This is a genomic window from Streptomyces sp. NPDC005805, assembly GCF_040630445.1.
Taxonomy (GTDB): Bacteria; Actinomycetota; Actinomycetes; order Streptomycetales; family Streptomycetaceae; genus Streptomyces.
This window is the reverse complement of sequence record NZ_JBEXXN010000012.1, coordinates 35,127-50,817: the sequence shown is the minus strand read 5'-3', so window position 1 is coordinate 50,817 and position 15,691 is coordinate 35,127. Positions and strand designations below refer to the sequence as shown.

The following is a 15,691-nucleotide window of genomic DNA, read 5'->3' as shown; positions in this document are numbered from 1 at the left end:
GCGCGCTCCCCGATTGCCTCCAGTCTTGATGGAACATAGAGGCTAGATGCGTGACACCGAAGTCATCCTCGGTAAACCTGATCCCCACAGAGAACACCTATCTCGGATATGCGGTCGACACGTAATATCCTCCCGGATGCCCAGCCGCACGCTGAAGGATTATTGTATACGCGTTACTTGTGGGGGTAATACTTCCGCTCGCGTCAGCCCTCACCCCAATTGGGTTATTGGCACCGAATCTCCCCTTGATTTCAAGCGGCCCTACGCCACCACCTCGAAGCCAGTTACCGATGCGCTTCTGATTCGACGCAATACCGTAGTCGACGACTTGCTGGGCAGTCTGGAGATCGGTAAAGCGAGACTTCACTCCCGAGGTTTGCGCCATTTGAATGAGCTGCTGATCACTTACATTCACATGCTCGTCGAGAACGTGCGCGGCAGGGAATCGAGCGTCATCAGCAGTCAGGTTGCTGCAGTTGTGCACCAGGACCGGTGTAGCCCCCGCCAGCACATAGTACGTGTGGATGTCGCGAACCGTCAGGTCATTGGTGCGCTGGCGCTGCTCGAAGGCGCGGGACGCGGTGAGCTCGGCCGTCCCGCCGTCGGCGGTGCGGAGGGTCATCCCCGGCTTGAGGTCGCCGGCCTTGATCCACTGCCGCTCGGAGGGGGACCAGAAGGGGTGGTTGACGGTGGAAGTGAGGCCAGCAGTGGAGGGGTTGCCGTCCGTCTTGACTGCCGCGTTCAGCGGCCCGCGAGCAACCGACTTCCCGGTCTTGGCGTGCGCTCCCTGGCGCTGTGTGGTGATGGAGAGTTCGACGAAGTCCTTGTCGTCCTCGGTCGTGATGGTCCGGTCGACCTCACGAGGGCCCGTCTTGCCTGTCTTGGGGTCGGTGGCGACGACCTTGTCGCCGAGCTTGAGGTCCTGGATCTGTTTGGTCTTGCCGTTTGCCGTGAGGACCTTGGTACTCGGCAGGAAGCTGTGTGTTTTGCACCCTACGGGTTGCCCTTCCCCCGGGCGCTTCTTCGCTGCCTCCAGGGCTGATTCCGCTCGGGCCATCGCCTCCTTCGCCTTGGTGATCTTCTTGGACGCGCTGAGCATGTCCATCACGCCGCTGACGATGTCGTCCGCAAGCCCGACGACTCTCTTGGCGAGTTGGCTTGCCTTGTCCCACTTCCAGGGGAGGCCGTACTTGGCCAGGAGCTTCCCGGCCATACCACCGGCGAAGCTTCCGGCTATGTTGAGGAGTGTCTCCCCACAGGAACCGACATCTCCGGTCGAAACGCAGTCGAGTCCAGCGGTGATGCCGAGCTCGTCCATGAGGATCTTGCCAAGAGCCTTGCCCGCCTGCAGGGTGCGCTTCTCGGCAGAGGAGTACTGCTGCTCCGCAGCTTGTTGGTCGGCCCTGGCTCCGTCGACGGCCTTCTCCGCATCCTCCACCTTCACGTCATTGCCACTCTTGAGCGGCTTGCGAGAGCAGGAGCGGGGGTCGATGGCACCACAATCCCTGTACAACCCGGTCGGGTCGGAGAGGGTGACCGGGGAGTTGTCGGCGTAGGCGCGTAGCCGTTGATCTGCTGGGGACTGGTGTAGTCGATGATGGGGTCGACAGAGATGAACTTGCCGAGATGGGGATCGTACGAGCGGGCGCCGATGTGGGTGAGGCCCGTGGAGGCGTCGATGGTGCCGCCGACGAAGCCCTTCTCGCCGGGCCAGGCGCCGTTCGCCCGGCCGCGGTCGACGCCGTAGGGGTCGGAACGGCGCTGGGTCACCGAGCCGGTCGCCGCGTCGATGGCCAACTCGCCGGTGCCGTGGTGGTCGGAGGCGAGGAAGGACAGCTTGTTGTCGCTGGTCCGGATGGCGACGGTCTGGCCGGCGTGGCTGTAGTAGCGGGTGGCCTTGACGGTGCTGGAGCCGGCGGCGAGGGAGAGTTCCATGCCGGGCAGGTAGACGGTGGTCGCCTTGGGATCCTTGCGGATCATGCGGCTGCCGTCAGGACCGTAGATGAAGGTCGTGTCACCCGCCGACGTCTTGATCCTCGCGGGCTGGCCGGTGGCGTTCCAGTCGAGGGTCTGGGTGTTGCCGCCGATCACACGGGTTCTTGTGTTGCCGGCGTCGTCGTAGGTGTAGGTGGACTGGTTGTCGCCGGTCGGGGTGTTCTCCACGACCTTGGTGACCTGGTGCGGGCCGTCGCCCTGGGTACCCGCGCCGCCGTAGGTGTAGGTGCGGGTGATGTCCTTCGCCGGGTTCCCGGTGGTGTCGTGGATGACCTCCTTGGTGCGGTTGCCGATCGCGTCGACGGTGTAGGACTTCCAGTAGGCCGCGGGTCCGCCCAGGCCGTTGGCGCCCGGCGCGGCGTTGCAGGCGGAGGGCTTGGAGCCGTCCAGACCGTTGCTGCCGACGGTGCCCGCGCCTTGGGCGGTGCCGGCGGTGGCGGTGGGGGTCCAGGCATCCTTGAGGCGGGCGCCGGTGTCGTAGGCGAAGCACTGGACGTCGATCGACGCCGAGGAGCCGGTGTCGGCTATCGACAGGACGTTGCCGGACTGGTCGTAGGAGTAGGAGGAACGCTTGGCAGGTGCGGCGGCGCCGGCGATGTCGACGGTCGCGGTACGCAGGCGGCCGGTCCCCGCCTCGTACTCGAAGGTCTTGCCGACCCTCTTGCCGCTGCCGGCGTACAGCTCCATGCCCATGATCTGGCTGATCCCGGAGTATGTGGTCCCGGTGACATAGGAGTTGGTGCCGGTGAGCGTCGTGGGACGCTGGAGTTCGTCGTAGCCGTGGACGAGGGCTTCCGCGGGCAGGCCGCCGGCGGCGGGCAGGCCTGAGCCGCGGACGGTGCCGTCCCGGTTGTACGTGGTGGTGAACTCGTAGGTCCCCCCGAGTGCGCCCTCGGTGGTCGGTACGGCGTAGGTGCTCTTCAGAGGCCGGTAGAAGTCGTCCATCGCCGTGACCGCGGAGCCGATGTACTGCGTGGCGTTCACGTAGCGCATGGAGGCCCAGGCCTGGCCCAGCCAGCCGGCCTTGTCGTACCTGGTCTCGGTGAGTTTGGTACCTGTCGTCGGTTCGCCCTCCCAGGTGAAGGTGGGGCGTGACAGGGAGTCGTACTGGGTGGAGAGCTTCTTGCCGTTGCCGTCGGTGGTCCAGGAGACGCGGTCGAGCTCGTCGTAGTGCGTCTCGGAGGTCCCGGCGTCGGGGTCGACGGCCTTGGTCTTGCGGCCGAGCTGGTCGTACTCGTAGCTCCAGACGTTGTTCTTCGCGTCGGTGACGGTCTTGAGCTGTCCGTTGAGCGTGTAGGTGTACGTGGTCTCGTCGAAACCGAGCAACGGATCGGGGCGGTCACCGTGGTAGTGGCGCAGGGCGGTGGTCCGGCCCTCGGCGTCGGTGACGGACGTGGTGGCGACGCCGCCGGCCGGCGGGTCGACATGCACGAGTTCGCCGTCGTAGCGCGTGGTGCTGCGCCACTGCTCGGTACCGGCATGAAGGCTGATCGCGGCCACGGTGCGGCCGAGACCGTCGTATTGGGTGCGGGTCTGCGCGCCTACTTCACCGTTGGTGACCGGCAGCAGTTCGTCGCCGGGTGCTCCTTCGGCCCGGTAGGTGGCATTGGTCTTGGCGACCTTGCCGGTGGCGTCGTACCAGACGTCGGCCACCATGCGGGTGCCGTCGGGGCCTTCGGTCTGCTTCTGACGGCCGCGCAGGAGACTGTCGAAGAGTTCGTACTCGGTGCCGTACGAGCCGTCGACCTCGACCTTCTCGGTCTTCACGGCCGTGGGCTTGTTGGTGCGGACCAGGTACGAGTACTTGATGCTGGGTGTCTGCGACGTGGCCCGGTCGGGCAGCCAGACGGAGGTGAGACGGCCGATCGCGTCGTGCCCGAGTACGGTGCGCTTGCCGTTGGGATCGGTCTGGCCGGTGGATGCGCCACGGGCGGGGTTGTAGTCGGTACGGGTGACGTGCCCGGCCGCGTTGGTGAGACTGGCGCTGGTCAGCAGCCCGTTGGTCTCGGTGTACTGGGTCTTCGTCTCGTTGTTCTTCGCGTCCTTCTGCCACAAGGGACGTCCGAAGGAGTCGTACCCGGTCGTGCCGGTGGTCTGGTACGTGGCGGTGGTGCCGCTGTGGGCGGTCAGCCTCTCGGTCCTGGTCGCGTCGCCCTTGGTGGGGGCCGCCCCGTAGGCACCGTTGTCGTAGGAGGTGCGCTCGTCGGCCAGGATGTGCTTGGAACGATCAGGTGTGGTGGCGCACTTGACGGTGACGACTTCGCTGCGGGACGGCAGGGACAGGATGTTCTTGTCGGTGTTGTCGGCGTAGTAGGTGCGGGTGCAGGTGTCGTCGGCGGCGGTGGAGACGTCCCCGAGGTCCTCCACCCGGGTGGGCCGTCCCGTGCGGGTCGCGGTGTCGTAGGTCGTGACGGACTTCGTCTCGCGCCAGCCGCCCGCCGACAGCGGGGTGAAGCCCCGCTGGACGCGCGGCTTGGAGATCACCGCGTGGCGGATGCCCCAGTCGCGGGTCTGGGTCGCTGTCGTGTGCTTCCAGGGCTCGCTGATCGTGCGGGAGACGATCTTGCTGCCGTCGTAGGTGACCGCCTCCAGCTCGTGGCCGGTGTACTCCTCGGCGTCCGTGTGCTGGGTGCCTTGGGAGTCCGTCACGCTGACCTTGCGGGTGGCACCGTCGGCGTCCTTGTCGCCGTCCATGCCCTGGAGGTACGTGTAGTCGACGCGCGTGCTCTGCTTGTCCGCGGTGCCGCTGGTGACCGAGACCTTGCCGTAGCCCTGCCAGTTGCCCCAGGTCAGGAACTTGTTCTCGGTGATGCCGTCGGGCTTGGCCTTCCGCCATGCGGCGTTGCCCTGGTAGTTGTAACGCGTCACGCGGCTCTCGCTGCCGCCTGTGCGGTCGGTCTCGATGACCTCGGCGACGACGTACTTGTGGAACCAGTCGGTGGTCGGCTCCAGGTAGCCCGGAGGCGCCCACTTCACCGGATAGCAGCGCTTGACCGACTCACCCGGCTTGGGCAGGTTGGCCTTGGCGCAGTTGGGGTCCGCGTAGTTGATGTCCAGCTGCGAGCCGGTCTCGCTCAGAACCGTCGAGAGCCGGTAGCGGTGGAAGGGCGCGATGTTGTCGCCGACGGCGTCCACCCGATTGGCCCGCTGCTCGCCCAGCAGCTCGATGGCCGGCATCTTGACGGCGGTGCCGTCCCGGCCCTCGTGCTGGATCTTGTGCAGCCACAGCGCCTTGGAGTCGTCGCCGTTGTCGTGGAAGCGGTGGGTGAGCGACCAGTGGTCCACGTCCCGATAGGTGGTCGCGTCCTTGCGGATCCGCGTGGTGATGCCGGTCAGCCGCTTGGTGGTGAAGAACGTCTGGCCGACGGTGCACTTGGCGCCCGACGCGCATTCCTGATCGACCGGGACGTCCGGCCAGTGCGCGCTGTTGGCCTTGGTCCGCTTGGACGTCGCACAGTCGAAGGTGCTGGTGGGCAGGCAACGCTCGGCCACTGTGAAGGTGACACGGGCCGGAGCCTTGGCTTCGTAGACCTTACCGTCACGCTGACCGTAGTCGACGCGCTTGAGGTAGCCGCCGCGGTGGTAGGCGGTGCCGACGACGTCCGTCTTGCCGTTCAGGGCGTAGTAGTTGGTCTCCGGCTGGTAGAAGTAGGACAGCACGTTGCCGTGGGTGTCCTTGACGTAGTCCAGGCTCCAGCGCCAGGCCTGCTTGCAGTGGGCTGCGGTGAAGGTCGTGTTGTAGCAGTGCTCGCCCGGGTCGTCGCCGAAGACCGGGGCGGTCCAGGTCGACTTGGTCTCCTCGGCGCCGCTCGCCCATCCGGGCAGCCGGTTGAGGCCGAAGTGGTACTCGGTGCCGTCGCTCGTGGTGACGATCCAGTGCTCGCCGTCGTTGTCCCCGTTGGTCGCACCGGTCTTCTTCTCGACCTTCGCGCCGTCGTCGCTCGACAGATGCCACGTCTTGGTCTTGTCGTCCTGGATCAGTTCACCGGACTGTCCGTTCAGCAGGATGGTGGCGTTGTCGAACGCCCAGCACTGCTCGCCGGATTCAGGGTGCCCGTCCTCGGAGCACGGCTTGTAGCGGCGTTCGATGTACCCGGGGTCGTAGGAGAAGCCGTCGCCCACCCAGGAACCCTGGTTGTTGGTCACCGAGGTCCGCCCGTCGGCGGCCTGGGAGGAGTAGCCGAGGCCGACCGTCGGGACCAGCCCGCCGGGGGTGGGCACCGCCTTCAGCGGATAGCTCCAGGAGAAGGCGCCCGAGGAGGGAGCCGTGCTCCAGCTCGACGACGGTGCGAGCGCGGTTGCTTTGTAGGTGCCCTGGGGCGAGGACGGGCCTGCCGCCACCGCGAAGAGGCTCGCTGCGCCGGCCGTTGCGGGCGCGGAGCCGGAGGCTCGCGGTGCGGCGGTCACCTCGGCGGACAGGGTCCGAGTCCGCGGGTCGTTGATAGTGGGCAGAACCTTGGGCTTGACTGGGCAGGCCTTGCTGCCCGGGGTCGATTCCGCCGCGCATGCGGGCAGTTCGACCAGGTTCAGACGCGAACCGTAGGAGCCGCCGTACCCCTCCGCGAAGGACGAATAGTCCACCTTCAGGCGCACCGGCGCGGGACGCGATGTCTTGTCGGCTCTCTTCACCTTGAGCACGACACTCGCACCGAGGCGCTTGGCCTCGGCCTCGCCCAGGACGTCCACAGCGATTCTGTTCGGCGTCGTCGCCTTCCCACCCGTCGCGGCAGTAGCCGTGACGGGCAGCGAGCCGACCTTCTTCGCAGGTGGTGCAGTTGCCGCCGTCTCACCAACCGTGATCTCCGCGCTGGCCCTGCCCGGCCAGGAAGGAGTGTCCAGTCGCGGGTCGACGGTCTTCTTCATCACGTCGGCAGGCCGCTTGGCCGCCGCCTTGCCCGGCTTGTTCTCGACGACGGGAACCGGGTCCTCGGCACGCTCCAGCTCCGCCGGCTTGCTCTCGGCGAACGCCACCGGCGGCACGAGCCCGACGCCGAACGCGAGGGTCAGGGCGAGTGCTAGCGAGCCCGCCACCCGTCTGGGTATGAGCTGGTCGGCCAACCGGCCTCGGAAAGGCATCAGTACTCCACACATCGGTAGCGGCGCGACATGCGCGCGGCCACGTCGGCCGAGCGCATGTATCAGGCAAGAAGGAAGGAAGGGAAGGACGCGAGAAGGATGAGGGGCAGGACCGCGCGGTCCCACCCCTCACTCGGCTACATGTCCGGCACGGCGGTCGCCTGCGACATCTGGTTGACCACTGTCGGGTCAACGGCCCCGTCGTAGGCGCGGACCTCATCGATCGCTCCGGCGAAGAACTCCGCAGAGCCCACGGCAGAACGGCCGATCTGCAGGCCCTTCACGGTGGACCACAGCGTCGTGTCCCTGCCGTAGGCGGTACTGGCGAGCCGGCCTTCCACATAGAGACGGATCTCGTTGGCGACGGCGTCGTAGACCACCGCCAGGTGCTGGCCCGAGCCGCCCGTGTCGGGTAGTTCCTGATCGTCCTGGAACACCTTGACCGCCGCCGAGGCGGAGTCTGTTCCGGCTACCGCCAGCTCCCAGCGCGAGTCGCTCCCGCCCTTCGGATCGGGACGGAAGCGCACCTGCACCCGGTTGGCGGCCACACCTGGAAGGGAGAACACCGTTTGCGGGACAGTGCCGTCGATGGCGGTCAGCTCGGCGCGCGCGCTGACGGTGAAGCTGCCCGCTCCGCTGGACGGAGCTGCTGCCGTGGCCGCGTAGTCTCCCGCCCCGTCCAGGAGCAGGTGGCCGCCGCCGACCAGGGCCGGCGGATCAGGCGATGCAAAGGGGTCGTCGGGGTCGCCGGGCTTCGGCTTGTAGACCTTCGCGTTACCCGCCAGCGTCAGCCCCTGCCCGCCACCGGTCTCCGGCGATCTGCCGCCGCCGGCCTCATCGAGCTGCCAGTACCCCTTGCGTGTTGGTTTGACCGTCATGAGTTCCGCGACCTGACCTGCCGGCAGGACTCTGTCGAAGACCCGCACTTCGGCAAGATCGCCCTTGAAGTGGTCGCGGTATCCGCTCTTCGCCAGGGTCCGGCCGATCTGAAGGGGACCGTAGGTCTTCCAGACGGAGCGGCGCTGTGCGGTTCCTACGGACGTCTTGTTCATATACAACCGGAGTTGCGGCCCGCCGGACGCGGTCGCGTCGAACACGCCGGTCAGCAGTATCCAGGCACCGACGGGCGGAGCAATGGCCTTGCCATCCGCTCCCCTGGCCACTGCCTTCCACTCGCCGAGCGTGTCCGCGTCCGTCACCGATGTCCCGAAGGCCCAGGTGCCGGCCGAGGAGTCGTAGCCGAGCCTGAAGCCGGGTACTCCGGTGCCGTCCTGGCTGATGACGGTCATGTCACGGCTCAGATCCGTGGGCCGCGCCCAGGCACTGACGCTGAAGCTCTTGGTGGTGTCGAGGACGGTGCTGCCCGAGTCGAGATAGGCATTCGGTGTGCCGTCGAAGGAGGCCGCGAGATCGGCCTTGCCACCCGGCCCGGTTGCTCCGAAGGCGACTCCCGAGCCCTTGTCCGCCGCGAACGCGCCGCGCTCGTCGTGTGCCGAGGCGCTGCCCGCCTTGTCCGCGAGGTTCCACTGTGCGGCGGCCGGCTTGCCCTCGCTCACGAGGAATTCGTAGCGAGCCTTGGTGCCGGGATTGCCCGCCTTGTCCACTGCGACGACCTCCACCCAGTTCCGGCCCCATGTCGAAGGCGTCCATGTCACCGAGGCCGGCGCGCCCGGCTTGGACGGTTTGGCGAGTGCGGTGGGGTCGGCGTCACTGTTGAAGCCGTACCGGAAGGACACCACGTCGTCGTCCGGAATCGTGTCGTTCGGGTTCGGCGCGAAGGTGAAGGTGCCCGCCGTGCCCACGCCGTCGCGCTCGGTGGTACCCGAGGGGTACTCCAGCGAATTCACCAATGGCTTGCCCGGCTTGGACTTGTCCAGAATGAACTCGCAGCGCTGTGGGTCACCGTCGGTGCTCCACGGACCCCAGCCGTCACCGTCGTGGGCCCGCGCACTCCAGTAGATGACCACGTCTTCCGGAATGGACGTCTTCACGCGGTGCCGAAACGGCGTGGTGGCGGTCGGCGACGAGTACGGGGTGTCGTATGTATAGGAACTCTCGGCCGTTGAGCCCTTGGGCTTCCACGCGACCTTGAACTGGACCTTCACCTTGTCGGTACGACCGCTGCCGTGGTCGGGGTCCGAGGCGAAAGTGGTCAGCATCGGCGGTTCTTGCGCGTACGGACGGGTTGCCCCCCACTTGCAGGAGCCACCCGGGTCCGACGACATCTTGGACGTCGGTATCTGCCGGGGAAGGTTGTTGTAGCTGATCGACAGGTACGCGTTGCCGCAGATTCGCTTCCACTCCGCGAACCGCGACTCGTCCGCAGCTCGCAGCCCCAGAGTCATCGACGACCAGCCGTCCGCCGCGGCCGCCTTGACCGCCCCCGTCAGCTCGCCGGACGGACCACTCTCGAAGTGCAGGTTGGCCTGACTGCTGCACGAAGCCGGTGAGATCGCCTTGTCGACGGTCTCCAGGTGGTCCACCCACTCGTCCTTCGTGTTGCTCCAGTTGCTGGAGGACGACAGAGCGCGGTTCTTACCGCCGACCCGGTACAGGCGGATCGGCTCAGCCTTGGGAGTGGCGCTGTAGATGTGGGCGACCCTCGCGGAGAACGTGGTGCCCAGGATCTGCTTCCCCTTGTAGAACGACATCGGCATCGTGAAAAGCAGCCGGCGTACCCCGACTCCGTTGCAGGAGACCGGGTTGTAGTCGGTGGGGCATTTGCCCACGCCTGCGTCGCCGGAGTACTTCCAGTCCTGCTCGGACGGCATCCCCGACATCACACCGGTCCACGACGTGCGTGACGTGGTCCGCTGGATCGGGTCGATCACCACCGGCCATACCGTGTCGGCGCCTCTGAGCAGAGCCTGGTCCGGTACAAGGGTCAGGGTGTCCTTGCTGAGCTCGACCTCCAGCGGTGCGGTACGGCCGCCGCCTCCGGGCCCCTCGAGGGCCGGATCGGACTGAGCCTCACTCGTTCGCGAAGCCGTCGCGAGCGACCGCTTGGCCGACGACGGGCCGTCAGGACGCGACGCGGTTTCAACGGTGGCGGCCGAGTCCCACATCGCGGGTCGCCCTGCCTCGAAGACCGTCCCCTCGACCGCTTCGTCCTTCGCCACGATGGCGCCGGAGGCGTCCTCGGTCACCTTCAGCCCGGATGTCCTCAGGCCGAGATCGATCGTCGCGATCTCCGGACTCGCCGCAGCCTCCGGTGTCTTCACCACCAGCAGATGCCCGAAACCGTCGGCCTCGGCGCGTACTACGAGGTCGACCCCGGGGTGAACCTCTGAGTACGTCGCGGTGTCCCCCTCGATCCTCGGGGTGGGAAGCATGCCGTCCGGCCAGGTCAGTGACAGCTCCCTGCCCGCCCGCCGCAACGTCACGAACGGTTCGTTCTCCCTCCCTCCCGCGAAGGACAGGTCGGCGGTCGCGGCCTTCGGCCCCCACCGTCCGTCCTCCCGCTTCACCAGCGTCTCGTCGACGGCGACCCATTTGCCCGCCCTGACCGTGCGGACGGGTTCCGTGTACTCCCGTGCCTCGAACGTCCCGTCCGGCTGGGCGAAGACCTCTCGGCGCTCCGAGCGCAGCGCCACCACCTCGACCGGTTCGCCGCGCTGGTCCGCCGCAGTCAGCGCCGCAGACTCCGTCCGAGCCGGGCCCGAACTCGCCACCGGCGCCTGGCCGTCCGCGTCCGGGCGCGGCGCACCGTTGACGGTGAGTCCCGCGGCCACCACCGCCCCGGCGAGCGTGGCCGCCACAGTGGCACGCAACACGACCCCACGGCCCGTGGGCCTGGACAAGGTTCCGCCCTCCGCGAGTCGTCGGAGTGCTTCGAAGGCGTGAGAACCGACATGTCTCTGCGTCATCACTTCACCACCGCGCCGAACGCCTTGCCGCCGGCGGGGATGCCACCGGTACCCGGTCGGTGGCTCACTGTGGGAGCGCCAGCGCTGGTCACTTGCCAGGAGAAGCCGTGTACCGCTCTGGAATCCGGCTCCCCGTAGGGAACCCCGACGTAGAGAAGACTCGGTGTGGACGCAAGACTCAGGCCCACGTACATCTGCGGCCCTGCCGCGTCGCCCACACCGTGACCTGGTTCGATCCAGCGGTCGTCCGCCCCCGGGGGCCGACCAGCGGCACGATCTGGACACCACCGCTCTCGCGGTCCTCCTGCTGCGAGTCCTCACCCGGGACACCGATCGCCACCCTCACCGTGTTCGCGCTGCCAGTGGTGTTCGGAGCGGAGTTGACGGCCGCGAGTTGCTGACCGAAGAAGACCCCTGCCTCCGCCTCGCCCTCCACGCCGTCCCAGTTCTGGTCGACCCATGCCGTTTGCGTCGCCGTAGTCGCGGTGACCCGGAAGAAGTGCACCGCCCCCGCGTCCACCGTGGTCACCAGGTCCTCGCCCGGTACCCCCACCGCCAACAGAGACTCAGTGGTGCTGGTGGCACCGGACGGCCGGTAGGGAACCATTGCGAGTGCGGTTCCGAACCGGTCAGCCGTCTCCCCTTCACCGCTGATGCCCTCCTGGTCCTGCGCCAGACCGACAAGTGGCTTGGGCGAGTTGGCTGTCAACGTGTGACTGAACACCGTCGCACCGCCGGCGAAGGTCACTGCGCCGAGCGCCTCGCCCGGCACTCCCACCGCCAGATGGGTCGGCGTGGCGGCGAGCGAGAACCCGAAACGGTCGTCCTGCTCCGCGACGCCCGGCACGTCGCCGGCCACTGCGGTGTCCTGGTGCACCGTCACCTTCGTGAGCGCGGTACCTGACATGTAGTAGACCGCACCGGCGTCCACGATCGTTCCGATGTCCTCACCGGGGCCGCCGACCGCCAGGAACGGAACCCCGCTCGAAGACTTCCCCGCCGCAAGCGAGTAGCCGATCCAGTCTTCGTCCTCGGCAACGCCCCCGAGATGCCTGCCTTCACCCTCGTAGATCTCCTTCGCCGCCACACCGGCTCCGAGCCCGGCGGGAGCGCCGTAGTAGATCTGCACCAGCCCGGCGTCCCGGTGGTTCACCGACCCACCCGACTCCGTCGCCACCTGCAAGTCCTCGTAGGGGATGCCCACCACGAGGTCACTGCAGCCATCGAGGTTCGCGTCGTACACCGCAAGGGAGTGGCCGAACCGGTCGCCGACCTCTGCCGTCCCCGGTGCGCCCGCCGAGTCCTGCGACAGCTGCAGATTGCCCTTGCCGCCGCCGTAGATGACGTGCACGACGCCGGCGTCGGCGTGTCCTGTGACCGTCGCCTCGGGATCGGCTATGACCACATCCCGCTGTCCGTCCCCGTTGAAATCCGACTCCACGCCGGACGGACACGCCATCGCGGCCGCGGCCGGAGTTGCCGCGGTCCGTCCTCCCGCAGCCATCACACACGCCACGCTCACCCCGAGCCAGCGCGCACGTAGGCGCCCCATCCCCGCCCCCGTATGCCACTTGTGAAAGTACTGTGACCAAAAGTGAGCGAAGATTACCGTTCGAGATCAACTTCTTGTCAAGCAGTCACAGAGGTCCGACGTACGTTGACCTGGGAATCAGCCACACATGGGCCGAATCAGTCCTGCACAGGACGACCACAACTCATCCTTCAGGAGGCAACGGACGCACGGCAGTCCACCCTCATCCGGAGCCACCGGCCGCGGGATTGCCCTTGAGCTCGCTCAACGCCAGTGCCGTGACGCACGCACCCCCGCCCACCTCACGACCTGACTCCGACGGTGGAGCCGGCAGCGACTCCACCGTCCCGGCAGCGGCAGGCGCTCAGATGCCCATGGACGCCATCTCGATCGGCGAGCGGTAGTTCGCGGCTGTCGCGACGACGCAGGCGCGGTACGTGCGGTTGTCCTTCACGACCAGGAAGTAGTCGCGGATCTGCTTCCAGTACTGGCGCAGATAGCTCGGTCCGGGGAAGAACGCCGGCGGGCGCGGGACCAGGGCGAACGCCTCCGAGCAGCGGAGGATCTCGCCGGTCGCGGTCGAGAGGATGGCCTCGACCTCGCTGTTCATGTTCCATCCGGCCGCGAGCTGAGGCGTCCAGATCGAGCCCGCGATCTCCCGCAGGCGCTGCTCGTCGGGCGTCGTGTCGTCGGCGGCGGCAACAGCGGGCGTCGTGTCGTCGGCGGCGGCAACAGCGGGTGCCGTGGCGGCGGTGGCCCGGTCCGGTGCGGGCTGCGCGACCGCGACTCCGGCGCCGAGCACCCCGGCCAGCAGCCCCGCGGCCGCGGTGGCCGCGACGGCACCGCGGACGGCCCGTAAGGCGCCTCGGCCCGCGGATCTGGTGCGGGTGAGCGTGGTGGTCATGGTGTGTCCCTCCCCTGGTCCGCCCGCCCCCGGTCGGAGACGGGAGCGGCACGCTCGCACGCGGGCCGGGGACCGTCAACGGCGCCCCCGGCGCAAGCGGCCGGAAACCTCCGCCCCGGCCCGGCGCCCCGCGTCACCCGCCCGCCACGACCACCGTCCGCTGCGCGGAGAAGTCGCCCCACTTGCCGTCCGGGAGGCGGGCGCGGAGTTTGACGCTGTAGCGGGTGCCGGGCGGGTCCGTGACCGTCATGGTGTAGGTGGCCCGCGGTCCGGCCGGCGGGGTGCCCCAGACGATGGTGGTGGCCAGTTCTCCGTTGAGGTGGAGCTGGTGTTCCGTGACCGGTTCCCCCGTGTCCGGCGGGGTCCAGGTCAGGTCGACGGCGCCCTTGCGGGCGGTCGCCGTCAGCCCGGTCGGTGCGGTGTTCGGCTCCTCGTCGCCCGGGGCGCGGTCGGTGGTGAGGTCCACGGGCGGGCTGTCCGGGGAGGAGTTCTCGGCGGCGTCCCGGGCGCGGACGGTGAAGGTGTAGACGGTGCCGGGGCGCAGGCCGGTGACGCGGGCCCGCGTCTCGTCGCCGCCCACGCTGTGGATACGGGCGTCCTCCTGGTAGATGTCGTACGCCGTGACGCCGGTCGCGTCCGTGGCCGGTGACCAGGTCAGGGTGACGGCCCGGGGGCCGTCGACCGTGCCGCGCGCTCCGGTGGGGCGGGTCGGCGGGGTGCGGTCGTCGGGGGTCCGCTCGGGGGTGGTGACGGACGCCGGGGTGCTGGGCCCGGAGAGGTTGCCCGCCGCGTCGCGGGCGCGGACGGTGAAGCGGTACGCGGTCTCGGGCGCGAGGCCGTCCACGTCGACCATGTGCTTGGTGGCGGGGAGGGACATGACCCTGCGGCCGTTCTCGTACACCTCGTACGCGGTGACGCCGGTGTCGTCCTCGGCGTGGTCCCACATCACATGGACGGATGTGGCGCTGCCGGCCTGGGCGGTGAGTCCGGCGGGGACGGACGGCGGCCGGGTGTCCTTCTCCTTCCCGCAGGCGGTGAGGAGAAGGGCTGCTGCACAGGCACAGGCCAACACGGCCGGGGTGGGGGGACGTTGCACGATCGGGCCTCCGCGGGCGGCGAGCGGGCTGACGGGGAGCCATGCTGGCAGCCGGGCGGGTATTGGTCCAGACCTGTACGGCGAAAGGTGCGGGGCCGCAGCGGGCTACCCCCGGGACCGCGCGGGACGTCCACCGCGCCCGTCCACGGCTCCTCCACTCCCCCGCCTCAACTCGCCGTATTCGTCAAAGCTTTGGCTGCCCGGTGAACGCGCCCTAGCGTGCTGACTGTTGCTGGGGAACGGGGGGAACCGGCACACCGGCGCCTGCCTGGAGCGGGCCGCCGGCGCACCCCCGCGGCCTCGGTGAATGCACGTCCTGAACCTGAACAGATCCGGACGAACGATTCACCAGGAGGAACGCACCATGAAGCTCCGCATCGCAGCACTCGCGGCCACCGCCGCGACAACGGCCGTCCTCTCCGTACTGGCGGGACCGGCCCACGCCGTGGACCGCGACGTCACCGTCGCGAGCGCCGGCACCGAAGTCCGCCCGCTCGCCGGGGACGACGCCTGCATCGGGCTCTACGTCGGCGGCATCCTGACCGGGACCGGGTGCTTCGTGTCCTACGGGGACAAGATCTGGGCCGAGGACAACCGCAGCGACGGCCTGCGCGTCGTCGTGGAAACCAAGTTCGACTACAACCGCCCCAACGGCGAGTGCCACCAGTCCGGCGGCGCGGGCGTGGGCGGCTACTGCAACTACAACATGCGGGAGGACGGGAAGGTCAGCTTCCGTGTCCTGACGCGGAACGGGGCCGACGGCCCGAACAAGAGCGTCGGCGCCTGGTCGCCGTGGCTGCGGATCGGCTGACGGGCGGACGACCGCCTGGCGATCTGCCGGGCGGTCTGCCGGCGGGGGCGTGGGCGGGGCACCCCACCCGCTCCGGCCGGGGCACCCCACCCGCTCCGGCCGGGGCACCGCACCCGACCCGGCCGGGGCACCGCACCCGCTCCGGCCGGGGGCGCACACCCGACCCGGCCCGGCCGGCGCGAACGCTCAGGTCAGGCCCCGGACCGCGGGTCCGGGGCCACCCGCAAGGAGATCCGGCCAAGATCGTTTCACGGGATCTTGGCGTGACTCTTATGGCTTCTTGAAGAAACCGGCGGGCGGCCCCTGACGCCCCGCACCCCGTCATACGATCTCCGCCAACCCCCCACGAATCCCGGTGGGCGCGGTCAGCGCCTGCCGGGATTGTGCTTGACGTCGATCATCGAGGTGCATT

7 protein-coding genes are annotated in these 15,691 nt (G+C 68.5%); 1 reads left to right on the top strand and 6 read right to left on the bottom strand.

What is annotated here, in order from left to right; translation table 11 throughout:
* Nucleotides 1–97: 97 nt before the first annotated feature.
* From ABZ457_RS09480 to ABZ457_RS09455, 6 genes are all read right to left on the bottom strand, one after another.
* Entirely contained in the window at nt 98–1,444 is a 1,347-nt protein-coding gene (locus ABZ457_RS09480) for an RNase A-like domain-containing protein (RefSeq protein WP_359155701.1), read from the bottom strand.
* On the bottom strand, nt 1,441–7,071 hold the full coding sequence (locus tag ABZ457_RS09475; protein WP_359155699.1) for an RHS repeat-associated core domain-containing protein: 5,631 nt from the start codon (nt 7,069–7,071) through the stop codon (nt 1,441–1,443). The genes ABZ457_RS09480 and ABZ457_RS09475 overlap by 4 nt, the downstream gene beginning before the upstream one ends.
* A gap of 137 nt (nt 7,072–7,208) precedes the next feature.
* Nucleotides 7,209–10,829, bottom strand: coding sequence for a LamG domain-containing protein (locus ABZ457_RS09470; RefSeq protein WP_359155697.1), 3,621 nt, complete (start codon nt 10,827–10,829; stop codon nt 7,209–7,211).
* A 286-nt stretch (nt 10,830–11,115) separates the two neighbouring features.
* Nucleotides 11,116–12,378 (bottom strand): VCBS repeat-containing protein, encoded by a 1,263-nt coding sequence (locus ABZ457_RS09465; protein ID WP_359155695.1) that lies wholly within the window; start codon nt 12,376–12,378, stop codon nt 11,116–11,118.
* 454 nt (nt 12,379–12,832) lie between these two features.
* Complete coding sequence (locus ABZ457_RS09460; protein ID WP_359155693.1) at nt 12,833–13,372, bottom strand: hypothetical protein; 540 nt, start codon at nt 13,370–13,372, stop codon at nt 12,833–12,835.
* A gap of 133 nt (nt 13,373–13,505) precedes the next feature.
* Nucleotides 13,506–14,468 carry a fibronectin type III domain-containing protein gene (locus ABZ457_RS09455; RefSeq protein WP_359155691.1) on the bottom strand — a complete coding sequence of 321 codons (963 nt, stop codon included), beginning with the start codon at nt 14,466–14,468 and terminating at the stop codon, nt 13,506–13,508.
* A gap of 364 nt (nt 14,469–14,832) precedes the next feature.
* Between ABZ457_RS09455 and ABZ457_RS09450 the strand changes: the two genes are divergently transcribed.
* Entirely contained in the window at nt 14,833–15,279 is a 447-nt protein-coding gene (locus tag ABZ457_RS09450) for a hypothetical protein (protein ID WP_359155689.1), read from the top strand.
* Nucleotides 15,280–15,691: the final 412 nt, after the last annotated feature.

Excerpts from the sequence above, each read along its gene's own strand:
- ABZ457_RS09450 (WP_359155689.1), top strand. The coding sequence starts at position 14,833 with ATGAAGCTCCGCATCGCAGCACTCGCGGCCACCGCCGCGACAACGGCC.
- ABZ457_RS09460 (WP_359155693.1), bottom strand. The coding sequence starts at position 13,372 with ATGACCACCACGCTCACCCGCACCAGATCCGCGGGCCGAGGCGCCTTA.
- ABZ457_RS09475 (WP_359155699.1), bottom strand. The coding sequence starts at position 7,071 with ATGCCTTTCCGAGGCCGGTTGGCCGACCAGCTCATACCCAGACGGGTG.